Origin of the sequence: Achromobacter sp. Root83, from assembly GCF_001428845.1 — a bacterium.
Taxonomy (GTDB): domain Bacteria; phylum Pseudomonadota; class Gammaproteobacteria; order Burkholderiales; family Burkholderiaceae_B; genus Achromobacter.
This window is the reverse complement of the sequence record NZ_LMIU01000001.1, coordinates 368,589-390,497: the sequence shown is the minus strand read 5'-3', so window position 1 is coordinate 390,497 and position 21,909 is coordinate 368,589. Positions and strand designations below refer to the sequence as shown.

The window sequence follows — 21,909 nt, the reverse complement described above, 5'->3', positions numbered from 1 at the left end:
CTTAATATGACCCCTGACGAGTACTGCCAGGAAAAAGCCGCCAAGAGCGGTTCCAGCTTCTACTATTCATTCCTGTTCCTGCCGCCCGAACGCCGGCGCGCCATCACGGCCCTTTACGCGTACTGCCGCGAAGTGGACGACGTGGTCGACGAATGCACCGACCCCTCGCTGGCCAGGATCAAGCTGGCGTGGTGGCGCACGCAAGTCGACCAGATGTTCGACGGCAAGCCCGACCACCCGGTGACGCGGGCCCTGCAGCCGCACCTGCAAAGCTGTTCCATCACCCGCGAACGCCTGCTGGCCGTTGTCGACGGCATGGAAATGGATCTGGACCAGACCCGCTACCTGGACTGGCCCGGCCTGCGCAAATATTGCTGGCACGCCGCCGGCGTGGTGGGCGAATTGTCCGCCGGCGTATTTGGCTATTCCGACCCCAAGACGCTGGTCTACGCCGAGAAGCTGGGCCTGGCGTTCCAGATGACGAACATCATCCGCGACGTCGGCGACGACGCCCGCCGCGGCCGCATCTACATCCCGGTCAACGACATGCAGCAGTTCGAGGTCAAGGCTTCGGACATTCTGAACGGCGAGTATTCCGAACGGTTCAGCGCGTTGATGAAGTTCCAGGCCGACCGCGCCCGCGAGCTCTACCGCGAGGCAATGAGCAACCTGCCCGAGGCCGACCGCCGTTCGCAACGCCCCGGCCTGATGATGGCCGCCATCTATCACGCGCTGCTCGACGAGATCGAGCGCGACAACTGGCAGGTGCTGCACCAGCGCATTTCGCTCACGCCGCTGCGCAAACTCTGGCTTGCCTGGAAGACCTGGGTGGGCGGTGGACGCGGACTGATCCGCCGGTTGGCGCGGTGAAGGCCGCGGTCATCGGCGCGGGCTGGGCCGGCCTGGCGGCCAGCGTCGCCCTGCGCGAAGCCGGCGCCAAGGTCACGGTGTTCGAGGCCGGCCACACCCCGGGCGGACGTGCCCGGCGCGTGTTCCACGGCGACTTCGACGCGCCCCTGGACAATGGCCAGCACCTGCTGTCCGGCGCCTACCGCCACACGCTGGCCTTGATGCGCCGCGTTGGGCGCAACCCCGACGCGCTGCTGATGCGCCGGCCCTTGCGGCTGGCCAGCCTGGACGGCCGTTTCCATCTGTCGGCCCCGCGCCTGCCCGCGCCCTTGCACATGGCGGTGGCCATCCTGCGCGCCCGCGGCCTTTCGTGGAGCGACCGCCTTGCCACGCTGCGCCTCATGCGCGGCCTGAAGGCCATGTCCTGGATGCCGCCGCGCGACTGGACGGTGCTGCACCTGCTGCACTATCACGCGCAGTCCGACGCGCTGATCCGCCAGATCTGGGATCCCCTGTGCCTGGCCGCGCTGAACACCCCGATCGCCACCGCCAGCGCCGCGCTGTTCGCCCGGGTGCTGCGCGACAGCCTTGCCGGCACCCGCGAAGACAGCGATCTGCTGCTGCCCTGCACGGACCTGTCGGCGCTCTGGCCGGATGCCGCGGCGCGCCAGGTCACCATGCGCTACGGCAGCACCGTGCGCCAGCTTCGCCCGTCGAACGAAGGCATCGATATCAACCAGGAACGCTTCGACGCCGCCGTGCTGGCCGTGCCGCCCACGTTCGCGGCGCGCCTGCTGGACGCGCCGTTGCGCGAAGCCGGCGCCACCGGTTTGCTCGAAGCGCTGAAGGCGTTCGAATACCTGCCCATCGCCACGCTGAATCTGCGTCTGGCGGAGCCCTGGCGCCTGCCCGAACCCATGATGATGCTGCGCGAAGATGCGGCCCGCGGCCATGCCGGCCAATGGTTGTTCGACCGCGCCCAATTGGCCGGCGACACCAAGGCGGGAGAACTGGCCGTGGTGGCCAGCGCGGCCATCGGCATCGGCGACCGCAACCGCCGCCAGGTCATCGAAGCCATGATCGACCAGGTGTCCGAGCAGGCGGCCAGCCATCCCTCGCGCCTGCCGCCCATGCCGGAAGTATCGGCGGCCGAGCTGTTCATCGAAAAGCGCGCCACCTTCGCGGCGGTGCCGGGCCTGACGCGGCCGCTCAATTCCACGCCGTGGCCCACGCTGGCGCTGGCCGGCGACTGGACCGACACCGGCTACCCCGGCGTGCTGGAAGGCGCGGTGCGCAGCGGCCTGCAGGCCGCCCGCGTGCTGAATCCCCGCGCCGATTGAGACGGCGCGGACGGTCCTGGCCTAGCCCGGCCCGGCGAACAGGTCGGCCTGGCGCGGATCCGCCGGGGCCAGGTCGTAGCCGATCTGCGCCGCCACCTCGCGCAAGATGGCCTGCGCCAGATTGAAGGCGGTATTGGCCGCCGGCACGCCGGCGTAAATGGCGTTCTGCAGCAGCACTTCCTTGAGCTCGTCGGGGGTCAGGCGCGAGTCGTCCGCCGCCGTGAGCGCGGCGCGCACGTGCAGTTCGAACTCTTCCCATCGCCCCAGCGACAGGGTCACCGCCAGCACCATCATGCGCCGCGCCTTGTGGGGCAGGCCCGGGCGGCTCCAGATGTCGTGCCACGCGTAGCGCGTGATCATGTTCTGATAATCGGCGGTGAAGGTGGTCGCGCGGTCCAGCGAACGCTGGACCCATTCATCGCCCAGCACCGCGCGGCGGTTGGCCAGCCCGCGCTCGAAATCGTCTTGTCGGCTCATCTGAGGCATCTCCTTTCGACAGGGGCCAAGCGGGCCGGCGCAGGCGCTGTGCCGCGCCCGCGCCGGCCCGCTTGAGGATCAGTTCACCGTGATGCTATTGGTTTTCACGACTTCCGCCCAGCGGATCTGTTCGGCATCCACGAATTTCGCAAAATCCGCGGCGCTGCTGCCCACCGGCGTCAGGCCCAGCTTGGCAAGCTTTTCGCGGGTGTCGGGACGCGCCAGCGCCTTTTGCACCAGGTCCTGCAGCTTGGCCACCACTTCAGGGCTGGCGCCCGCGGGCAGGAAGAAGCCGTTCCATTCCTCCACGTCGAAGTCCTTGATGCCGGCTTCGCCCACGGTCGCGACGTTGGGCAGTTCCGGCATGCGCTTGGCCGACGACACCGCCAGCGCCTTCAGCTTGCCGCCGCTGACGTAGTTCAGGCTGGACGCCGCGTTGGCGAAATAGATGTCGACCTGCCCGCCCATGACGTCCACGATTGCGGGCGCGCCGCCCTTGTAGGGAACGTGCACCATGTCCACGCCGGCGTCCTTCTTGAGCAGTTCGGCGGCCATCTGCGCCAGGCTGCCCGGCCCGTAGGACGCGAAGGTGTACTTGCCGGGGTTGGCGCGCGCCGCCTTGATGAAGTCGGGCAGGCTGTTGAACGCGGAGCCGGGCGCGGCCACCAGGATGTTGGGCACGCTGATGGCCTGCGACACCGGAACGAAGTCCTTCTTTGCGTCGTAGGGCAGCTTGCGCAGCACGGGATTGATCGAGAAGGCCGACGCGTCATAGAGCACCGTGTAGCCGTCGGGCTTGGCGCGCGCCACGTAGGCCGCGCCGATGGCGCCGCTGGCGCCGCCCTTGTTCTCGATCACCACGCTCTGGCCGGCGACTTCGCCCATGCCCTGCGCAATGATGCGGGCGGCATTGTCGGCGCCCCCGCCTGCCGAATACGGCACCACCACGGTGATGGGCTGTTCGGGATAGCCGGCGGCATGCGCCGCGCCGAACGCGCCGGCCAGGCCGATGACGGCAGCCAGCGGACGCAATGCGGCAAGCGCCGTGTAACGGGTTTTCTTCATGTGTGCTCCTCAGGTCTCCCCTGCGGGGATGTTTCAGTCGATCCAGGATCGTTGCGCGATTCGCCCGAAATATTCAGACGGTCGCGATGGGGTTGACCGGCGCGCCTACCAGCCCCGGCACGTACATCGGCGCCGCGGTCAGGAAAAACGCGTTTCGGTTGTGCTGGCGCAGCCATTGCGCCAGCGGGGTCAGATGCCAGAGCTCGCCCAGCGGGAGCCCCAGCTTGAACAGGCATTGTTCGTGCAAGGGAAGCAGCGGCCCGCTGGCGGCATCCAGATGATGGTTGCGCAGCTCGACGGCGTGATTGTCCGCGGCAATGGCAGCGATGCGGCTGCTCTTGATCCAGGCCAGCAGTTCGGCGTCGGCGCCGTCCAGCACGCAGCAGCGGGTCTTCAGCAATTCCTGCTCGTCGTCGCCCAGCGTCAACGCCAGATCGGCCAGGCCGGTGTGCAGGCACAGCACATCGCCGGGCCGGATCTGCACGCCGTCGGCGCGCATCACGTCCATCAGGTCGCGGTACGAGACCTTGCGCTGCGCATCGCCATAGCGGGCGCGCAGGTCCACCATCACGCCGCGCCCCTGAATGCCATGGCGCGCCATCGGCTCGATGGACAGATCGCGCGTGCCGGCAAAGCCCTCCGCTAGCGGTTCACTGACCGCAAAGCCGTTGTAGCCCGTGGGCTGCGGCTGTCCGGTGCCCAGCGCGTCGTACATCGAGCCGACGTGGCCCAACGCATCCCATTGCGTCGAATACTGCGGCGACAGGGTGACGCGGTCATCGCTGACGACATCGGTGGCGCCGGGCATATCGCGCCCTAGCGGATAGCGGTACACCGGCACGCCGTTCTTCTCGGCCGGCACGATCACGGGCCCCTTGCGGCGCGGATTGAGCACCGGCGCGCGAGGCACTGTCAGCGGCAGGCTGAGCGAAAATGAAATTCCTTCGCGGATTTCCGCCACGGCCGCAAGGCGCGCGTGGCGATCCAGGTGATTGAGCGTGCCGAGCTGGTCGTCTTGCCCAAAATCCCCCCAGTTCGAACCCTCCGGACGGCGAAGGTATCGTTGCGCTTGACTCATGGTCCTTGTCTCCTCGTCCTATGCCGGACGATTCCTGGAATCGTGGTTGCTGCTTATCGTTGTCACTGCTTATGGTTGTTACCGCTTATTTCACCACGGCGGATTGCATCAACTGCGCAACTTCATCCGAGGTGTATCCCAGCGTGGACAGTATTTCGCGGCTATGTTCGCCCAGGGCTGGCGCGCCGGGGCCAGCCTCCGCCGACGTGGGGTCCGCCTCGGGGTCCGGCGTGACTGCGGCCGCGCCGAAACGGGCCCATTGGGCGAGCCCCAGATAGCCGCCGGCCTGCGCGCTGCGGTAGGGGCGCAGGTGTCCCATGGCCTGCACCTGCGGATGGTCGAACATGTCCTCGACCGGCAGCACTTCGGCGCACGGCACGCTCTGCCCGAAGCGCTCGGCCCACTCGCGCGCCGAGGCGCGCGCCAGGGCCTGCCGCACCCGCGGCACCAGCACGTCGGCGTGGGCCGCGCGCTTTTTCACCGTGTCGTACTCGGGATCGTCGGCCAGCTCGGGCAGGTCCAGATGCCCGCACAAGGCCCGCCAGAAATGCGGCGTATTCGCCGACATGTACAGATGGCCCTCGCGCGTCGGATGAATGCCGGTGATGCCGCCCGAACGCATGTCGCGCTCGATACGGCGCGGTTCGCCGTCGGCCCACACCAGCCTGGCCGACTGCATGGCCAGGGCGCTGCCCAGCAGCGACACTTCGATGGCCTGGCCGCGTCCCGTCTTCTCGCGCCGGTAGAGCGCGGCGGACACGCTGTTGGAGATCAGCGCGGCGCCGTAATAGTCCACCACCGATCCGTACAGCACCTCGGGCGGTCCGTCGGCCTTGCCCTGCGCGGCGCACATGCCGGTCATGGACTGCAGCACCTGGTCGTAGCCCGCGTGGCGGGCCATCGGGCCCGTCGCGCCATAACCCGTCATGGCGCAGTACACCAGGCGCGGATTGACGGCGGCCAAGGTGGCGAAATCGATCCGCAACCGTTCCGGCACACCGGGCCTGAAATTGTGGACCAGCACGTCGGCCTCGCGCGCCAGCCGCAGCAGCACCTCGTAGCCCGCCGCTTCTTTCAGGTTCAGGCAGATGCCGCGCTTGTTGCGGTTGATGCCCAGAAACGCGCGGCTCTCTGCGGCCAGAGTGGAGGGGTACTTGCGCAGGTTGTCGCCTTCCGGCGGCTCGACCTTGATCACTTCCGCGCCCATGTCGCCCAGCAGCGCGCAGCCGTAGGGCCCCGCGATGTAGGCGCTCAGGTCCAGGACCTTGATTCCCGCCAGCGGCAGCTCAGCAGAGGTTTCGTGTTGCGTCATGCGATTCACTCAATAAATGCGTTGCGCGGCGACAGGCGCCCGCGCGATTCAGGCCGCTCCGCCGGCCGCGCGCAGCACATCCTGCGCGCGCCGCACGAAAGGCGCATCGATCATCTTGCCGTCCAGCAGAAAGGCGCCCACGCCGTCCTGCTCCCGGCTGGCGGCCACGATTCGACGCGCCTGCTCGACCTCGTCGGCGCTGAAGCCGAAGACCTCGTTGGCGATGGCGATCTGGCTGGGATGGACGCAGGATTTGCCCAGGAAACCCAGCGAACGCGCCAGCCGCGCCTCGGCGCGAAAGCCGTCGGCATCGCGCACGCGGGCATAGGCGGCGTCCATGGCGTACTTGCCCGCGCAACCCGCGCCCAGACGCAGGGACAGCATCACCGCCCGCAGCGTCTCTGGCTCGTAGCGGCTGATTCCCAGCGGTTCGAACAGGTCGGCCAGGCCCAGTTGCAGGCCGGCGACGCGGGGATGCGCATCCGCCAGCTCGGCGGCGCGGGCCAAGGCGCGGGGCGTTTCAACCGTGATCAGGAACTCGCCCTGGAAGCCGGCCGCAATAGCCTGGACTGCTGCCGCGCACAGCGCCGTGGCGCTCTCGACCTTGGGCAGATTCACCACATCTATCGGCAGCCCGCCCAGGGCGTTCAGGTCGCCCGCAAAATGCGGCGTGTCGTCGGCGTTCACGCGGACGATAATTTTCTTGGCATGTAGGGACTGAGCTGCCTCGAAGGCGGGCGATGCCAGCCACTGGGCCAGGGCCTCTCGCGCCGCTTGCTTGCGCGCCGGAGCGACTGCGTCCTCCAGATCGAAGGACAGGGCGTCGGCCTCGCTAGCCATGGCTTTATCGAATAGTTCCGGGCGCGATGCCGGTACGAACAGCTTGCTTCTCATTGATGTCTCCTGGGCGCATTGTGAGGCCGGCAATGCGGCCCAGGGGAAAGCCGCCATGCGATAAGAAGATAGAATATCTATCATCATGAACACCGACTTCCTGCAAACGCTGGCCGCCGTGGCCGAACACGGTTCCATGGCCGAGGCCGCCCGGCGGCTGGGGCTGACGCATGGCGCCGTGGCGCAGCAGGTGCGCAAACTGGAACAGGACCTGGGCGTGCCGCTGGTGGCGCGCGCTGGGCGCACGGTGCACCTGACCGCCAAGGCCATTGAACTGATCGGCCCCATGCGCGAGGTCCTGGAAAGAATCGAGAAGATCCGCTACCTGGCCCGGTCGGACGAAATGATGGGAGAACTGAGACTGGGCGCGGGCAACACGGCGCTGAATTCCATGGTGCCGGCGATCCTGGAGCACCTGGTCAGGCGGCATCCCCTGATCAGCGTGGAGATCCAGCCGGGGCATTCGGCGCGCTTCTACCCCGCCATCGAAAGCGGCGAACTGGACGCCGCGATTGCGCTGGAAGCGCCCTACCCCCTGTCCAAAAGCCTGGGTTGGCAGCTACTGCGCGAGGAACCCTACGTGCTGGCGGCCGCGCCGCGCCACGCGGGCCGGCATCCGCACAGCCTGCTGACGGGCGAGCCGTTCATCCGGTATCAGCGCAGCGACTGGAGCGGCCGCCACGTCGAAGACTACCTGCGCCGCGTGGGCATCACCCCGCGCGAACGCTTCGAACTGAACGCGATCGAATCGATCGCCGTCATGGTCAGCCGAGACCTGGGCGTGGCTATCCTGCCCCGGTCCACCAACGGCGCGATTGAACGGCTGGGCCTGCTGGCCTTGCCGCTGCCCGCGCATTGCGAACCGCGCCGCTTCGGCCTGATCTGGTCGCGCGTGTCGCCCCGGCTGGCGCTGATCCAGGCGTTTCGCGACATCGCGGTGGTGGAGTACGGCAGGGTTCAGGATGCCCAAGCGGGCTGACGCCGCCGCGGACTGTGCGGACAGGCCCGCATAGGCGGATCATCGCAGCACATAGGCCGTAGCGACGCCGGCCGCCGTCAGCGCCAGCGACCCCGCAAGGCTGAACCCGGCATAGCCCAGCGCGCTGGCGTAGGCGCCCCGCTCCAGCATGGCCACGGTTTCCGCCGAGAAGGTGGAGAACGTCGTCAGACCGCCCAGGAAGCCCGTGATGGCGCCCAGACGCACCCAGGCCGGCCATTCGGGGTGACCCGCCACCAGCGCCAGCGCCACGCCCACCAGATAGCCGCCGGCCAGATTGACCATGAAGGTGCCCCACGGCCAGGATTCGACATTGAGCCACAGGCTGACCAGCCAGCGGGTCCAGGCGCCGAATGCCGCGCCCAGGCCCACGGCCAGGAAATTCAGGGGAATCAGGGTTTGGTAGGCGGTCATGAATGTCAGGTCGACGCGTGCTGTTTGAGGCGGAATGAAAAGACCAGCAGCAGTATGCCGAAGAACACGGCGTAGATGCCAATCACCCACACCAGGGCCAGCGCGCCCGCGCCCGGCTGCATGATGAGCATGCCGCCGAACAGGACCGACACCAGCCCGGACAGGCCCAGCAGCCATTCGTTGTGGATGGCCTTGCGGAAGCGGATCGCGGCGATGACCTGGAACACGCCCGCCACCACCGCCCAGACCGCGATGATGTAGAGCAGCAGCAAAGCGGTAAGGCCGGGCCAGAGGAAAGTGACGATGCCGGCGGCGACGCCCAGCAGGCCCACGATTACCAGCGCCCACAGCGGCTTGCCGTGGTCCCGGATGCGAAATCCGGCGATCAGCGCCAGCACGCCATCCACCAGCGCGAAGGCGCCCCACACCATCACCAGCGCCGACAGCGTGATCGCCGGCATGAACATGGCCATGAAGCCGAACAGGATGGCGACAACGCCCCGCAGCGCCACCCAACCCCAATGACGACCGATTTGATCCACGACTTGCTGTTCAAGCATGACGACCTCCGGTGTAGGTAACGGGTGGCCTATCTTATCCCCGCTGGCCGGCAGGCGCCACGGCGCGGGCCGTGGCGCGGCGCGATGCGCGAACGCCGCCGCCTTCGAAATCGATTGAAATTTCCTTGCGTCCGGAAGCGCCGCTTCTATAAGAGTAATTCTCATTAAATGTTAGAATCCGCGCCTTCCAATCCGATATCGCATGGACAGTCAACCCACCCCTCGCCGCCGGGCCTATTGGCTCAAGACCCTGCATCAATGGCACTGGATCAGCGCGGCGCTCTGCCTGCTGGGCATGCTGTTGTTCGCGGTGACGGGGCTGACCCTCAACAACGCTTCGCACATTGAAACCAAGGCGGTGGTGAGCAGCCGGGATGTCCAACTGCCCGAGCCCGTCCTTCGGCAACTGACCGCGCCCCCCGCGGACAAGAAGGCGCCGCTGCCCGCCCCCGTGGCCCAATGGCTGGACCAGACGCTGGACGCGGCCACCGCCGGCCGGCCCGCCGAATGGTCCGCCAACGAGGTCTACCTGTCTCTGCCGCGCGCCGGCGGCGACGCCTGGCTGTCGATCGACCTGGCCAGCGGCGACGTTGAATACGAACGCACGGACCGCGGCTGGATCTCGTACCTGAACGACTTGCACAAGGGCCGCCATACGGGCCTTGCCTGGAGCTGGTTCCTGGACATCTTTGCCGTCGCCTGTCTGGTGTTTTCGCTGACCGGGCTGGTGCTGCTGAAGATGCACGCCGGCAACCGGGGCGCGACCTGGCCCATGGTGGGGCTGGGAGTCGTCATCCCGGTGGTGCTGGCCCTGCTGTTCATTCATTGATTCCCTCGATACGCCCCTGGAGACTTCCATGCGCAAGCTGTTGTTGCCGGCCCTGTTGGCCGGCCTGATCGCCCGAACCGCCAATGCCGCGGACATCGGCCTGTCCATCGAGGTCCCGCGCCTGGACGTCGCCGAATACCACCGCCCCTATGTGGCGATCTGGATCGAGAACCCCGACCAGAGCGTCGCCGCTGACCTCGCCGTCTGGTACGACGTGGCCAAGAAGAACAACGAGGGCACCGAGTGGCTCAAGGACATGCGCCAATGGTGGCGCCGCAGCGGCCGCAACCAGCAATTCCCTGTCGACGGCGTCAGCGGCGCCACCAAGCCGGTGGGCAAGCACGCCCTGAGCTTTGACGCATCCAGCAAGCCGCTGGCCAGCCTGAAGCCCGGCCAGTACGCCGTGGTGGTGGAAGCGGCGCGCGAAGTCGGCGGCCGCGAACTGGTGCGCATCCCCTTCCAGTGGCCGCCGCAAAAATCCGAGCAGCTCGCCGCGCAAGGCGAACACGAACTGGGCGCCATCGCCCTTGCCCTCAAACCCTGATCCCCCTACCCGCCTTAGGAGCGCAACGATGAAATCCGCCGCCAAACTGGCCGCCGCCCTGGCGCTGTGCCTGCCCTTCGCCGCACACGCGCACGACGTCTGGATCGTGCCGTCCTCGACGGTGCTGTCCGGCACCGATAGCTGGGTCACGGTGGACGCCGCCGTGGGCAACGACAAGTTCTATTTCAACCATGCCCCGTTGCGCCTGGACGGCCTGGCCGTGACCGCGCCGGACGGCAGCGCCGCCGAAGCCGAGAACATCAGCCGCGGCAAGCTGCGCAGCACGTTCGACCTGCAGCTCAAGCAGAGCGGCACCTACCGCGTGGCCGTCGTCAACGACGGCGTGTTCGCCCGCTGGAAAGAAGACGGCAAGGGCAAGCGTTACTTCGGCAAGCCCGAAGGCATGGCGCAGGCCGTGCCCGCCAAGGCGGACGATCTTGAAGTCTCGCAGAGCCTGGGCCGCGTCGAAACCTTCGTGACCGCCGGCAAGCCCACGGCCGTGAAGCCCGTGGGCCGTGGATTGGAACTGGCGCCCGTCACGCATCCGAACGACCTGTTCACCGACGAGGCCGCGACGTTCCAGATGCTGCTGGACGGCCAGCCCGCCGCCGAGCTGGAAATCAACGTGGTGCCCGGCGGCAGCCGCTATCGCGACAAGGTCGGCGAGATCAAGCTGAAGACCGACAAGGACGGCAAGTTCTCGGTGAAGTGGCCGCAGCCCGGGCTGTACTGGATCGAAGCCGGCCTGGAAGACGCCAAGGTCACCGTGCCGCAGGCCAAGAAGCGCCGCCTGTCGTACGCCGGCACCGTCGAAGTCCTGCAGCCCTAAGCCGGTCCCGCGCGTGGCGAACACCCCTTCCTACGCCCAGCCCGGCGCGGCGGCTGCGGCCTTCCGCGTCGCCTATGGCGCCATGCCGGCGCGCCCCGCCGCGCTGGCCGGCGCCACCATGGGCACCACCTGGTCCGCGCGCATGGCCTTGCCGGCCGGACGCACGGAAGCCTCGGCGCGGCAGGCGATCCAGGCCGCGCTGGACGAGGTGGTGGCGCAGATGAGCACCTGGGAAGCGGACTCCGACATCACGCGCTACAACCAGGCGGGCCCCGGCTGGCAAGTACTGCCGGCCGCGTTCTTCCATGTGCTGCGCCATGCGCTGATGCTGGCCGAGGACTGCGGCGGCGCCTACGATCCCACCGTGGGGCCGCTGGTGAACGCCTGGGGCTTCGGCCCGCATCAACGCGCCTACGAACCGCCTTCGCCCGCCGCCATCGAGGCCGCGCGCCTGCGCTGCGGCTGGCGGCGCGTGCGGCTGGATGAAGCCACGCAGTCGGCGCACCAGGCAGGCGGCACCTATCTGGACCTGTCGTCCATCGCCAAGGGCTACGGCGTGGACCGCGCCGCGATGGCGCTGGATGCCCTGGGCATCACGCAGTATCTGGTGGAAGTGGGCGGCGAATTGCGCGCGCGCGGCAAGCGTCCCGACGGACAGCCCTGGCGCGTGGCCATCGAAGTCCCCGACGCGAGCGGGGACCACGCGCTGGCGCTGCCGCTCGACGGCCGCAGCATCGCCACGTCCGGCGATTACCGGCGCCACGCCGGCAGCGGCGACGGGCGCTACGCGCACACCATCGACCCGCGCACCGGGCGCCCCGTGCGCAACCCGGTCGCCTCGGTCACGGTGCTGCATCCCGGCTGCATGCAGGCCGATGCCCTGGCCACCGCCCTCACCGTGCTGGGCGAAACGGAAGGCCCCGGCTACGCCCGCCGCCATGACATCGCGGCCTTGTTCATCCTGCGCGGGGACGACGCCTATCGCGTCGTCGCCACGCCGGCGTTCCAGGCCCTGGCCAATCTCCCCTGAACGCTCATGACCCCTATACGGCTCATTGCGGCGGCGTGCGTGGTGCTGGCTTGGCTGCTGCTATGCCTTTGGGCGTGGCGCCGCGCCCGGCGGCGCGACGCACGGCAAACGCTGGCGCGGCATGCCCTGGACACCCCCGCGCCTGAAGACACCCTGCTGGTCGCCTACGCCAGCCAGACCGGCTATGCCGAGTCCCTGGCCGCGCAGACCGCGGAATCCTTACGCGCCGGCGGCCTGAACGTGCGCGTGGCCTCGCTGGACCAACTGGACGTGGCGCGCCTGGCCGCCTATCGCCGCATGCTGTTCGTGGTGAGCACCTATGGAGAAGGCGACCCGCCCGACGCGGCGGCGGCCTTTGCGGGCCGGATGCAGGACCCCGGCGCAACGGCGGCGCTGGCGGGCGCGCATTACGCGGTGCTGGCGCTGGGCGACAGCGAATATGCCCGGTTCTGTGGCTTCGGCCATCTGCTCAACGACTGGCTGCACGCGCAGGGCGCAACGCCGCTGTTCGATCTGGTCGAGGTCGACAACGACGATGCGGCCGCCTTGCGCCATTGGCAGCATCACCTGGGCCTGCTGGCCGGCCGCGGCGACCTGCCCGACTGGGAGGCGCCCGTCTACGAATCCTGGCGCCTTGCCGCCCGGCGGGCGCTCAATCCCCAAAGCCAGGGCGGGCCCTGCTACCTGCTGACGCTGACGCCGCCCGCTTCCGGCGCGCGGCCCTGGCAGGCCGGCGACATCGCCGAAATCGGCCCCCGGCGCGAACGCGGCGGCGCCTTGCTGACGCATCGCGAGTATTCCATCGCCTCGCTGCCCGAAGACGGCGTCATCCAGCTTCTGGTGCGTCAGATGCGCGGCGCCGACGGCAAGCTGGGGCTGGGCAGCGGCTGGCTCACGCAGATCGCCGATACCGGCGATGCCATCGACCTGCGCGTGCGCGCCAATCGCAATTTCCATGCGCCGGCAGATGACCGCCCGATGATTCTCGTGGGCAATGGCACCGGCCTGGCCGGGCTGCGGGCGTTGATCAAGGCGCGCCGCGCCGCCGGCCACCGCCGCAACTGGCTGGTCTTTGGCGAACGCAATGCCGCGCACGACTGGTTCTGCCAGGGTGAGATCGCGGCGTGGAAGGACGACGGCACGCTGGAACGCGTGGACGCCGTCTTCTCGCGCGACCAGCCCGCGCGCCGCTATGTGCAGCACCGCCTGCGCGAAGAGGCGCAGGCCGTGCGCGCCTGGGTGGACGCCGGGGCCGCCATCTATGTGTGCGGCAGCCTGCAGGGAATGGCGGGCGGGGTGGACGCCGCCTTGCAGGACATCCTGGGCGATGAGCGCCTGCAGGCCCTGCAGCACGCCGGCCGCTACCGGCGCGACGTGTATTGAAGCGCGGCGGGCCGCGCGTCCCTACTGCAGCTTGATCTGCGCGCGGTCGATCACCGTCTTCCAGCGGTTCCGCTCCGTGCGGATCTGCTCGCCGAATTCGGCCGGCGTATTGCCCAGCGGAAATGCCCCGGTCTCTTCCATCTTGGCCGCCGTGGCGGGATCGCGCACTGCCTGGGCAAAGGCGTCCGCCAGTTTGTCGCGCACGTCGGCCGGCATGCCCGCCGGCCCCACCACGCCGTACCAGGCGGTGACATCGTAGTCCTTGTAGCCCTGTTCCGCGAACGTCGGCACGTCCGGCAAGCGCGGATTGCGCTCGGTGCCGGTGATCGCTAGCGCCTGCAGATGGTTGCTCTTCAGGTAGGGCAGCGAGGACGGGAAGTTGTCGAAGATGACCGGCACCACGCCGCCCACCGTATCGGTCAGCGCAGGCGCTGACCCGCGATACGAGATGCTGTTCATCTTGCCGCCGATGATCTGCAGGAACCAGATCATGCCCAGGTCGTTCACGCCGCCCGCGCCCGCATTGGCGTAGCCGTCCTTGTTGGGATTGGCGCGCACGTGCGCCACGAAGTCGGCCAGCGTCTTGGCGGGGAACTTCGGATTCACGCTGAGGATGTTGGGGCTGGTCACCAGGTTGCTGATGGGCGTGAAGTCCTTGACGGGGTCATAGGCCAGGTTGGGGAACAGGTGCGGCGCCGTGCCGTGCGTACTGACGGTGGCCAGGCCGACGGTGTAGCCGTCCGGCTTGGCGCGCGCGGTGGCCGTCATGCCGATCGTGCCGGAGGCGCCCGTGCGGTTTTCCACCACGATCTGCTGGCCCAGGATCTCGCCCGCCTTGGCCGCGGCCACCCGGCCGACGATATCGGTGGGGCCGCCCGCCGGGAACGGCACGATCAGGGTAATGGGATGGTCGGGAAAGGCGGCGTGGGCCGCCGGCAGAATGGCGGCGAGCGCCAGGGCGGCACAAGTCTTGCGCATCATGATGGTTTGTCTCCTGTGGGGATGGTTGCTGTTGTTATCGAAGCGGGTTCGGCGGCGTGCGCGCGGGGCGCGTCGCGGCGTAGAATTTTGCCGGGGCGTGCCATGCCGGCGGTGGCGGGAAACACCTGCTGGCCATTGACCAGCACATGCTCCACGCCGGTGGAGGCCAGGGTCGGCGCTTCCCAGGTGGCGCGGTCTTCGACCGTGTCCGCGTCGAACACCACGATGTCCGCCCATGCACCCACGCTGATCCGGCCGCGTCCGGCCAGGCCGAAGACGCGGGCGGGCAAGGCGGTCATCTTGGCCACCGCCGCCTCCAGGGTCAGCAGTTCGGCCTCGCGCACGTAGCGGCCCAGCACCCGCGTGAAACTGCCCCAAAGACGGGGATGCGGATGCGTGTCGTTCGGCAGCCCGTCGGAGCCGACCATGCAGCATTCGTGCTGGAAGATCCGCCGCACCTCGTCATCGTCCATCGCAAAATAGATGGCGCCCGCGGGGCACAGGCGCTCGGCCGCGGTGGTCTTGTCGCAGCCCCAGCGCGCCGCGATGTCGCTCAGATACTCGCCGCCGCATTCGGGATGCGGCGTGGACCAGGTGATGCGAATGTCGTCGATGGTCTCCGCGCGTTCCGGAATCAGGATCGTGGAGCTGCCCGGATAGGGGTAAATGTCCAGCGCCACATCCAGTCCTTCGGCGCGCGCGCGGTCGACGTTGGCGAGGGTGGCGCGGCTCTTGCCCCAATTGCGGGGCATCATGCATTTATGGTGCGACAGCACGGTGGCGCAGCCGGTGTTGCGGCCAATGGCCAGGACCTCGTCGACGGCGGCCTCCACCTCGTCGCCTTCATTGCGGATATGGCTGGTGTGGATCGCGCCGCGCGCCGCCGCCACGCGTGCCAGGCCTTCCAGCTCGGATTGCTGTGCCGCACCGCCCGGCTGGTAAGCCAGACCCGTGCTGAAGCCCACGGCGCCCGCCGCCAGCGCGTCGTCCAGCATGCGCTGCATCAGGTCCTGTTCGTCTGCCGTAGGCTGGGCCTCCGGGTCGCGCATGGCCGCCAGACGCAGGTTGGCGTGGCCCACCAGGGCCGCCACGTTGATCATGGGCTGGCGCGCGCGCAGCTCGTCGAAGTAGTCGCCGGTGCTGGGGAACAGCGGCGTCTCGCCCAACAGGGCCAGCGCCGCCGCGGTATTGCCCGCCAGCGGCGCGGGCGCGCCGCTCACGCCGCAGTTGCCGACCACCACCGACGTGATCCCCTGGCTGGTCTTCCACGCCAGATCGGGCTTTTCCACGAACATCAGGTCGTCGTGCCCATGCACATCGATAAAGCCCGGCGCCACGATCTTGCCGCTGGCGTCCACTCTACGCGCGGCCGCGATGGCCGAAAGGTCGCCGATAGCGGCGATGCGCTCCCCCGCCACGCCCACGTCGGCGAGCCGCCTGGGCCCGCCCATCCCGTCGATGAGCCAGCCGCCTTCGATGATCAGATCCAGAGTTTGCTGCGCCATGTCTGCCTTGTTCAGGCCCCTGCTCGCTGAACGTCGCCTTGCACGGGGCCTTGATGAAGCCCCTAGTATCGTCGGCGCGATCAATCTGGAAAAATTGTTTTAACTAATCCATCTATCTAGTTTTGAAATGAATCGTCTGCCCAAGCATGTCACCCTGAAGCACCTGACCGCGTTCGTGGCGGTCGCGCAGGAGTCCAGCTTCACGCATGCGGCCAAGCGCCTGTTCCAGACACAATCGTCCGTGACCAGCCTGGTGCGCCAACTGGAGGACGCACTGGGCACCCAGCTCTTTGCCCGCACCAGCAGGCGCGTGCTGCTGACCGCGGCCGGAGAGGAATTCCTGCCGCGCGTGATGCGGCTGCTGGCCGACTTCGATGGCGTGATCGAAGACGTCGTTCGTTTTGGGGCGCTGGAGCGCGGCCGGGTCGGCGTGGCGGCGGCGCCGTCGGCCATCACGCAGATCATCGCGCCCGCCGCCACCACGTTTTCGGCCCAGTATCCGGCGGTGCGCCTGTACCTCAGCGACGACAACTCCGGCCGCATCCAGCGCAAGGTCGCCACGCGCGAGGTGGATTTTGGCCTGACCAGCCGCTGGGCCGACGCGCCCGGCCTGCAGTTCGACGCGCTGCTCGAAGACCGGTTCGGCGTGCTGTACCGCGAGGACGACGCCGGCCTGCGTCCCGGCACCGACGGCACGATGCGCTGGTCGGACCTGGCCGAGCGCAAGCTGGTGGGGGTGGTGGACGAAACGGGAATCATGGCGTTGCTACGCGCGCGCGCGGATCTGCCGATTGAAGCCGCGGCGCCGTTCTATGAAGCGTCCAGCACCACCTCGCAAGCGGCGCTGGTCAAGGCCGGACTGGGCGTGGCGCTGCTGCCGGCGCTGGCCGCGCAGCGGGTGCTGGAGCCCGGGCTGGCCTACGCGCTATTGGCCCGGCCCACCGTGGTGCGCACCGTCTGCATCATCCGACACAAGGAATACCCGCTGAGCCCCGCCGCGCTGGCGCTGATCCGCGCCATCCATGAGTACCTGCGCACGGCATCCCTGCCCGCGGGGTGCCGACGAGTGGCGGCGCGGGCCGGGCGCAAGCTGGGTTAGGGGCGGTATCCGGCAGTGAGTGGATGGCGCCACGATGTATACGGTGTGCGCCAAATGAATGCCGAAAAATGAAGCTCAGAAACGCAGATTCTTGAACTCGCGCGTGGCTGCGGTCAGTGCCTGCTCGGTGGGCAGGCGCTCCATCGAACTGGCGCCGTAGAAGCCATGGCAATGTTTGCACGCGCGCAGCACATAGGCGGCATCTTCGGGCGTCGCAATCGGGCCGCCGTGGCACAGCACGATGATGTCCGGACGCACGGCCAGCGCGGCCGCGGCAATGCGGTCGATGGCGGCCACGCAATCGTCCAGCGTTTGCGAGGTCTCGGCGCCGATGGACCCGCCGGTGGTCAGGCCCATGTGCGCCACGATGATGTCCGCGCCGGCGCGCGCCATGGCCACCGCGTCGTCCGCATTGAAGACATAAGGCGTCGTCAGCATGCCCTTCTTGTGCGCCAGGCGGATCATGTCGACTTCCAGCGCGTAGCCCATGCCGGTCTCTTCCAGGTTGGCGCGGAAGTTGCCGTCGATCAGGCCCACGGTGGGAAAGTTCTGCACGCCAGCAAAGCCCTGGCGCTTCAGGTCGTCCAGGAAGACATCGAAATCGCAGAAGGGGTCGGTGCCGTTCACGCCCGCCAGCACGGGCGTGTGCTTCACGACGGGCAAGACTTCGCGGCCCATGTCCACGACGATCTCGTTGGCGTTGCCGTAGGCCAGCAGGCCAGCCAGCGAGCCCCGGCCCGCCATGCGGTAACGGCCCGAGTTGTAGATCACGATCAGGTCGATGCCGCCCGCTTCCTCGCATTTGGCCGACAGCCCCGTGCCCGCGCCGCCGCCGACGATGGGCGTGCGGGCGCGCACCATGGCGCGAAACTTGTCCAGCAGTTCGTTACGGTCAAAGCGCGGCATGACATCGGTCCTTAGTGAGCGGCAATTTCAAGAAAGTGTTCGACCGCGGTTGTCGCGAACAGCGGGTCGTTGATGTGGCAGGGCACGCGCACCAGCCGGCGGTCCGCCGTCTGGCGCACGTTCGCTTCCAGCGCGGAAAACAAGGCGGCGTCGGCCTCGGGGTCCCAGAAGGCCTGTCCCGGCGCGTCCAGCGCGGACACCCCGCCCTCGGGAATCAGGAAGCGCACCGGGCCCTCGCAGCGGTTCAACCGGCTGGCAATCCATTCGCCCTGCTGGGTGTTTTCCGCAGCGGTGGTGCGCATCAGCGTCACCTGCGGGTTGTGCGGGTAGAACTTGCGGCCGCGATAGCGTTCGGGGATCGAATCCATGCCGCCGAAATTGACCATATCCAGCGCGCCGCAGGACCCGACGTACGGCGCGCGCGTGCGCGCCACGGCGCCAAAACGGTCGTCCGTGCAGGCCAGCACGCCGCCGAACAGAAGATCGCAGACCTCGGTGGTGGTCAGGTCCAGCACGCCGGCCAGCAGATGGCTGTCCAGGAGCTTTTCCATGGATTGTCCGCCCGTGCCCGTGGCATGGAACACCAGGCAGTCGTAGCGGGATTCCAGCAGCGGCGTCACCTGCTGGACGCAGGCGGTGGTGACGCCGAACATCGTGATGCCCACGGCGGGCCGGCTGTCGTCGCTGGCAGCGCTGCCGGACTGGCGGAACGCCCCGCCGATCGCGCCGGCCGCATTGGCCAGCACCCGGCGCGAGATGCGGTTCAGGCCCGCCACATCCGTCACGGAATACATCATGGCGATGTCCGACGGGCCCACATAGGGCGCGACGTTGCCCGAGGCCATGGTCGACACCATCATCTTGGGCGTGCCGATCGGCAGCGCGCGCATGGCAGGCGTGATCAGGGCGGTGCCGCCCGAGCCGCCCAGGCCGATCATTGCGCCGATCGCGGCGTTGCCGGCGGCATAGCGTTCGAACGCCAGCGCCATGGCGGCGATAGCCGTGCCACGGTCCCCCGTGAAGACGGCGCCCGGCCCATCGGGGTGGCTCTTGGCGATTTCCTGGGCCTGCACCTGGGCCGCGCTGGCGGCGCCCGAGGTGGAGACATCCACCGACACCACGTCCAGCCCGTCGCGCTTGAGCAGGTCCACCACGTATTCGGCCTCTTGGCCCTTTGTGTCGTAGGTGGCGGCGACAAACACCCGCTGCTTCGTATGCGTCATGACTCCTCCGCGGGCGGCTACACTCCGTGCGCGCCTCGATATGTGAGGCCAAAGGCCTGTAGAATCTAGAAATGAGACGAAAGAATCATACTGAGACACCAGTCTCACGTCAAACCGAAACCCCTGGCAAGACGGCCCCTGCCGCGGCCGCCAGCGCGCGGCTGATCGCCCCCGCCAGCCCCCAGGCCGCCGCCAGCGGAGAACCCCCGCACGGACCGCGCGCGCGCATGCGCAAGACGCTGCTGGACGCCGCGCAGCAGCTCATGGCGCAAGGCGTCACGCCTTCGGTCGCGGAGCTGGCCGAACACGCGCGCGTGTCGCGGGCCACGGCATACCGCTACTTCCCCAGCCAGAGCGCATTGATCGCGGCGGTGGTGGATGAAAGCCTGGGCCCCATCCTGGCCTGGGACTCCAACGCGCCGGACGCCGCCGCGCGCGTCGACGAACTGCTGCGCTTTGCCTATCCGCGCCTGGAATCGCACGAGGCGCCGCTGCGCGCCGCCATCATGGTGTCCTTGCAGCAGCACGCCGAGGCCAGCGCCGGCAAGGCGGGTCCCGAACCGCGGCTGGTGCGCGGCCACCGGGTCGACATCCTGAAGCGCGCCATCGCGCCGCTGGCGGCCGACCTGACACCCGCGCAACAGGACCGCGTGGCGCAGGCGCTGTCGCTGGTCTACGGCACCGAGGTATTCCTGGTCCTGAAAGACATCTGGAAACTGGAACTGGCCGAGATCACCGACGTGGTGCGCTGGACGGCCAACGCCATCATCAAGCAAGCGCTTTCCGAGACGGCAGGCGGAAAAAAATAGCGCGGCCGGCGGCCGGCGCGCCGCTGTCATTCCCACGTCACTCGCGGCCCGCATAGTTCGGCGCTCCGCGGCATTGCGTACCGCATGCCGTCATGACGTTGGAGTGTTTTACATGCAGTTTGAAGTTTCCCGCCTGCGGCGGGCTGTCTTGCCCTTGTCGCTGGCTTGCGTCACCCTCCTGAGCGCCTGCGGTGGCGATGACGACAACGAGGCCGCGCCCCCGCCTGCCCCGCCCGCGGTAACCGACCCGACGCCTCCGGCCGATCCCAAGCCGGTCGAGACCGGCGCATGGAGCACCGGCGACCTGCATGTGCACACCTATCAGTCGGACGACGCGCAGGTCAGCCTGGAAAGCGCGCTGGACCAGGCCTTCGACCGCTACAAGCTGGATTGGGCCGCGATCTCGAACCACCTGCGCCTGTCGGCGCGCGACCATACCGGCGTGAACCTGGCCGGCGGCGCCATTCCCTTTTCCCAGGGCATGGCGCAGTACGAAGTGCCCTTCATCAAGGAAGCCCAGGCCGCGGGCCGCTACGCGGGCAAGATCATCTTCTCGTCGTTCGAATGGGACATGCCCACGCATGACCACGTCAACATCGGCATCGGCGTCAACGATCCGCTGTCGGCCAAGTCGCTGGAAGCCGTGGCCGAATTCGAGTACCTGTTCACCAACCGCGATCCCAGCCTGTTCGACCCGTTGCTGGTGTCGCGCCTGTCCGGCGAAACGCGCGCCTACACCACGCATGCGGACTCGATGGCCGCGCTGAAGTGGCTGCGCGACAAACATCCCGACAGCTACATGCTGCTGAACCACCCCTCGCGCTACGCGGGCAAGTACACGGTCGCGCAACTGCGCGAGATGAACGACCTGGCGCCGTCCGTCTTCTTTGCGATCGAAGGCATGGTGGGCAACCAGATGGAACCCGACCGCGGCGGCTATGCCACGGCCTACACCCCCGCGTTCCTGCCGAATCGCACGTACGGCGGCGTGGACTATCTGGTCGCGCATCTGGGCGGCACCTGGGACGCGCTATTGGGCGAAGGACGCCGCATCTGGACCGTGGCCGATTCGGACTATCACTTCCGCACCGCTTCCGGCCTGTACAGCAGCGGCTACGCCCCCGGCGAATACGCCAAGACCCACGTCTGGAAGGACGGCGACGACATGGCGGCTGTGATGGCTGGCCTGAAGAGTGGCCGGCTTTTCGGAGTATTCGGTGACCTGATCGACACGCTGGACTTCCAGGCGCAGGGCGCCAGCGGCGTCGCGCACATGGGTGGCGAGTTGAAGGCGGCGAAGGGCGAAAAGGTGGAGATCACCATCCGCTTCCGCAGCCCCGACAGCAACAACTACGAGTACCCCATCGAAAGCGGCAACCCCACCTACGTCAAGCCCACGGTCAATCACGTGGACCTGATCGTCGGCGACGTCGCCCCCCGTGCCTTGGCCGGCACGGCGGAGTACGACAACGACACCAACCCCACGACGCGCGTGCTGGCCCGCTATACCCGCGCCGATTGGACGGTGGATGCCGACGGCTACAACGTCATCAAGGCCACGGTGACGGCGGACAAGAGCCAGTACCTGCGCCTGCGCGGCACGAACCTGGGCGTCGACGTGGCCGGCGAGACCGCCGCCGGCGAACCCTTGCCCGACGCCAAGGTCGACTTCGCGGACAACGTGGCGCGCTTCAATGCCATCAACGCGCGCAACTACAACGACCTGTGGTTCTATTCGAACCCGGTGTTCGTGACCGTGAGTGAGTAAGTGGACGGCGGCGTCCT

General features: G+C 68.1%; 22 protein-coding genes. 11 read left to right on the top strand and 11 right to left on the bottom strand.

All coding sequences use genetic code 11. From position 1 onward, the window contains the following. Positions 1 to 6: 6 nt before the first annotated feature. Together hpnD and hpnE are read left to right on the top strand one after the other, a co-directional pair. A complete protein-coding gene (gene hpnD, locus ASE30_RS01745) occupies positions 7 to 870 on the top strand; it encodes a presqualene diphosphate synthase HpnD (protein WP_057282538.1) in 864 nt (287 codons plus the stop codon). After that, positions 867 to 2,189: a hydroxysqualene dehydroxylase HpnE gene (gene hpnE, locus ASE30_RS01740; RefSeq protein WP_057282537.1), complete on the top strand. Its 1,323-nt coding sequence runs from the start codon at positions 867 to 869 to the stop codon at positions 2,187 to 2,189. The genes hpnD and hpnE overlap by 4 nt, the downstream gene beginning before the upstream one ends. A 21-nt stretch (positions 2,190 to 2,210) precedes the next feature. Here the strand turns inward: hpnE and ASE30_RS01735 are convergent, their stop codons facing one another. From ASE30_RS01735 to ASE30_RS01715, 5 genes are all read right to left on the bottom strand, one after another. Further along, complete coding sequence (locus ASE30_RS01735) at positions 2,211 to 2,666, bottom strand: carboxymuconolactone decarboxylase family protein (protein ID WP_057282536.1); 456 nt, start codon at positions 2,664 to 2,666, stop codon at positions 2,211 to 2,213. A gap of 78 nt (positions 2,667 to 2,744) precedes the next feature. Beyond that, complete coding sequence (locus tag ASE30_RS01730; protein ID WP_057282535.1) at positions 2,745 to 3,731, bottom strand: tripartite tricarboxylate transporter substrate binding protein; 987 nt, start codon at positions 3,729 to 3,731, stop codon at positions 2,745 to 2,747. A gap of 73 nt (positions 3,732 to 3,804) precedes the next feature. Next, positions 3,805 to 4,809, bottom strand: a complete 1,005-nt coding sequence (locus tag ASE30_RS01725) for a cyclase family protein (RefSeq protein ID WP_057282534.1) — start codon at positions 4,807 to 4,809, stop codon at positions 3,805 to 3,807. Between the two features lie 85 nt (positions 4,810 to 4,894). Next, positions 4,895 to 6,121, bottom strand: coding sequence for a CaiB/BaiF CoA-transferase family protein (locus tag ASE30_RS01720; RefSeq protein ID WP_057282533.1), 1,227 nt, complete (start codon positions 6,119 to 6,121; stop codon positions 4,895 to 4,897). Between the two features lie 48 nt (positions 6,122 to 6,169). Beyond that, positions 6,170 to 7,015: a CoA ester lyase gene (locus ASE30_RS01715; RefSeq protein WP_057282532.1), complete on the bottom strand. Its 846-nt coding sequence runs from the start codon at positions 7,013 to 7,015 to the stop codon at positions 6,170 to 6,172. Positions 7,016 to 7,100: 85 nt separating this feature from the next. On the opposite strand from ASE30_RS01715, the gene ASE30_RS01710 reads away from it, so the two are divergent. Continuing rightward, positions 7,101 to 7,994 carry a LysR family transcriptional regulator gene (locus ASE30_RS01710; RefSeq protein WP_057282531.1) on the top strand — a complete coding sequence of 298 codons (894 nt, stop codon included), beginning with the start codon at positions 7,101 to 7,103 and terminating at the stop codon, positions 7,992 to 7,994. A gap of 39 nt (positions 7,995 to 8,033) precedes the next feature. On the opposite strand, the gene ASE30_RS01705 is transcribed toward ASE30_RS01710, so the two are convergent. After that, positions 8,034 to 8,426 (bottom strand): fluoride efflux transporter CrcB, encoded by a 393-nt coding sequence (locus ASE30_RS01705; protein WP_057282530.1) that lies wholly within the window; start codon positions 8,424 to 8,426, stop codon positions 8,034 to 8,036. A 5-nt stretch (positions 8,427 to 8,431) separates the two neighbouring features. Beyond that, positions 8,432 to 8,986 (bottom strand): HdeD family acid-resistance protein, encoded by a 555-nt coding sequence (locus ASE30_RS01700; protein WP_057282529.1) that lies wholly within the window; start codon positions 8,984 to 8,986, stop codon positions 8,432 to 8,434. A 202-nt stretch (positions 8,987 to 9,188) separates the two neighbouring features. Here ASE30_RS01700 and ASE30_RS01695 point away from each other — a divergent pair, with 202 nt between their 5' ends. From ASE30_RS01695 to ASE30_RS01675, 5 genes are read left to right on the top strand one after another with little or no spacing between them, the layout of a single operon-like run. Then, complete coding sequence (locus tag ASE30_RS01695) at positions 9,189 to 9,815, top strand: PepSY-associated TM helix domain-containing protein (protein WP_057282528.1); 627 nt, start codon at positions 9,189 to 9,191, stop codon at positions 9,813 to 9,815. Between the two features lie 28 nt (positions 9,816 to 9,843). Further along, on the top strand, positions 9,844 to 10,359 hold the full coding sequence (locus tag ASE30_RS01690; RefSeq protein WP_057282527.1) for a DUF2271 domain-containing protein: 516 nt from the start codon (positions 9,844 to 9,846) through the stop codon (positions 10,357 to 10,359). Positions 10,360 to 10,387: 28 nt separating this feature from the next. Continuing rightward, positions 10,388 to 11,188: a DUF4198 domain-containing protein gene (locus ASE30_RS01685; protein WP_057282526.1), complete on the top strand. Its 801-nt coding sequence runs from the start codon at positions 10,388 to 10,390 to the stop codon at positions 11,186 to 11,188. Between the two features lie 13 nt (positions 11,189 to 11,201). Then, positions 11,202 to 12,218, top strand: coding sequence for an FAD:protein FMN transferase (locus ASE30_RS01680; protein ID WP_082601415.1), 1,017 nt, complete (start codon positions 11,202 to 11,204; stop codon positions 12,216 to 12,218). Positions 12,219 to 12,224: 6 nt separating this feature from the next. After that, a complete protein-coding gene (locus ASE30_RS01675) occupies positions 12,225 to 13,601 on the top strand; it encodes a sulfite reductase subunit alpha (protein WP_057282525.1) in 1,377 nt (458 codons plus the stop codon). A 21-nt stretch (positions 13,602 to 13,622) separates the two neighbouring features. Here ASE30_RS01675 and ASE30_RS01670 read toward each other — a convergent pair whose 3' ends face one another. Then, the gene (locus tag ASE30_RS01670) at positions 13,623 to 14,582 is read right to left on the bottom strand and encodes a tripartite tricarboxylate transporter substrate binding protein BugE (RefSeq protein WP_057282524.1); all 960 of its coding nucleotides are present in this window, start codon (positions 14,580 to 14,582) and stop codon (positions 13,623 to 13,625) included. Then, a complete protein-coding gene (locus ASE30_RS01665; protein WP_057282523.1) occupies positions 14,579 to 16,087 on the bottom strand; it encodes an amidohydrolase family protein in 1,509 nt (502 codons plus the stop codon). The genes ASE30_RS01670 and ASE30_RS01665 overlap by 4 nt, the downstream gene beginning before the upstream one ends. A gap of 127 nt (positions 16,088 to 16,214) precedes the next feature. Here ASE30_RS01665 and ASE30_RS01660 point away from each other — a divergent pair, with 127 nt between their 5' ends. After that, on the top strand, positions 16,215 to 17,186 hold the full coding sequence (locus ASE30_RS01660; protein WP_057282522.1) for a LysR family transcriptional regulator: 972 nt from the start codon (positions 16,215 to 16,217) through the stop codon (positions 17,184 to 17,186). A gap of 75 nt (positions 17,187 to 17,261) precedes the next feature. Here ASE30_RS01660 and ASE30_RS01655 read toward each other — a convergent pair whose 3' ends face one another. Both ASE30_RS01655 and ASE30_RS01650 read right to left on the bottom strand, forming a co-directional pair. Then, positions 17,262 to 18,092, bottom strand: a complete 831-nt coding sequence (locus ASE30_RS01655; protein ID WP_057282521.1) for a phosphoenolpyruvate hydrolase family protein — start codon at positions 18,090 to 18,092, stop codon at positions 17,262 to 17,264. A gap of 11 nt (positions 18,093 to 18,103) precedes the next feature. Beyond that, a complete protein-coding gene (locus ASE30_RS01650; protein ID WP_057282520.1) occupies positions 18,104 to 19,315 on the bottom strand; it encodes a Tm-1-like ATP-binding domain-containing protein in 1,212 nt (403 codons plus the stop codon). A 161-nt stretch (positions 19,316 to 19,476) separates the two neighbouring features. Between ASE30_RS01650 and ASE30_RS01645 the strand changes: the two genes are divergently transcribed. Further along, entirely contained in the window at positions 19,477 to 20,124 is a 648-nt protein-coding gene (locus ASE30_RS01645) for a TetR/AcrR family transcriptional regulator (RefSeq protein WP_057283215.1), read from the top strand. A gap of 112 nt (positions 20,125 to 20,236) precedes the next feature. Then, positions 20,237 to 21,892: a hypothetical protein gene (locus ASE30_RS01640; RefSeq protein WP_057282519.1), complete on the top strand. Its 1,656-nt coding sequence runs from the start codon at positions 20,237 to 20,239 to the stop codon at positions 21,890 to 21,892. Positions 21,893 to 21,909: the final 17 nt, after the last annotated feature.

Bases quoted from the DNA above. Each gene is read 5' to 3' on its own strand.
- hpnD (WP_057282538.1), top strand. From the start codon at position 7: ATGACCCCTGACGAGTACTGCCAGGAAAAAGCCGCCAAGAGCGGTTCC.
- ASE30_RS01735 (WP_057282536.1), bottom strand. From the start codon at position 2,666: ATGAGCCGACAAGACGATTTCGAGCGCGGGCTGGCCAACCGCCGCGCG.
- ASE30_RS01730 (WP_057282535.1), bottom strand. From the start codon at position 3,731: ATGAAGAAAACCCGTTACACGGCGCTTGCCGCATTGCGTCCGCTGGCT.
- ASE30_RS01725 (WP_057282534.1), bottom strand. From the start codon at position 4,809: ATGAGTCAAGCGCAACGATACCTTCGCCGTCCGGAGGGTTCGAACTGG.
- ASE30_RS01720 (WP_057282533.1), bottom strand. From the start codon at position 6,121: ATGACGCAACACGAAACCTCTGCTGAGCTGCCGCTGGCGGGAATCAAG.
- ASE30_RS01715 (WP_057282532.1), bottom strand. From the start codon at position 7,015: ATGAGAAGCAAGCTGTTCGTACCGGCATCGCGCCCGGAACTATTCGAT.
- ASE30_RS01710 (WP_057282531.1), top strand. From the start codon at position 7,101: ATGAACACCGACTTCCTGCAAACGCTGGCCGCCGTGGCCGAACACGGT.
- ASE30_RS01705 (WP_057282530.1), bottom strand. From the start codon at position 8,426: ATGACCGCCTACCAAACCCTGATTCCCCTGAATTTCCTGGCCGTGGGC.
- ASE30_RS01700 (WP_057282529.1), bottom strand. From the start codon at position 8,986: ATGCTTGAACAGCAAGTCGTGGATCAAATCGGTCGTCATTGGGGTTGG.
- ASE30_RS01695 (WP_057282528.1), top strand. From the start codon at position 9,189: ATGGACAGTCAACCCACCCCTCGCCGCCGGGCCTATTGGCTCAAGACC.
- ASE30_RS01690 (WP_057282527.1), top strand. From the start codon at position 9,844: ATGCGCAAGCTGTTGTTGCCGGCCCTGTTGGCCGGCCTGATCGCCCGA.
- ASE30_RS01685 (WP_057282526.1), top strand. From the start codon at position 10,388: ATGAAATCCGCCGCCAAACTGGCCGCCGCCCTGGCGCTGTGCCTGCCC.
- ASE30_RS01675 (WP_057282525.1), top strand. From the start codon at position 12,225: ATGACCCCTATACGGCTCATTGCGGCGGCGTGCGTGGTGCTGGCTTGG.
- ASE30_RS01670 (WP_057282524.1), bottom strand. From the start codon at position 14,582: ATGATGCGCAAGACTTGTGCCGCCCTGGCGCTCGCCGCCATTCTGCCG.
- ASE30_RS01665 (WP_057282523.1), bottom strand. From the start codon at position 16,087: ATGGCGCAGCAAACTCTGGATCTGATCATCGAAGGCGGCTGGCTCATC.
- ASE30_RS01660 (WP_057282522.1), top strand. From the start codon at position 16,215: ATGAATCGTCTGCCCAAGCATGTCACCCTGAAGCACCTGACCGCGTTC.
- ASE30_RS01655 (WP_057282521.1), bottom strand. From the start codon at position 18,092: ATGCCGCGCTTTGACCGTAACGAACTGCTGGACAAGTTTCGCGCCATG.
- ASE30_RS01650 (WP_057282520.1), bottom strand. From the start codon at position 19,315: ATGACGCATACGAAGCAGCGGGTGTTTGTCGCCGCCACCTACGACACA.
- ASE30_RS01640 (WP_057282519.1), top strand. From the start codon at position 20,237: ATGCAGTTTGAAGTTTCCCGCCTGCGGCGGGCTGTCTTGCCCTTGTCG.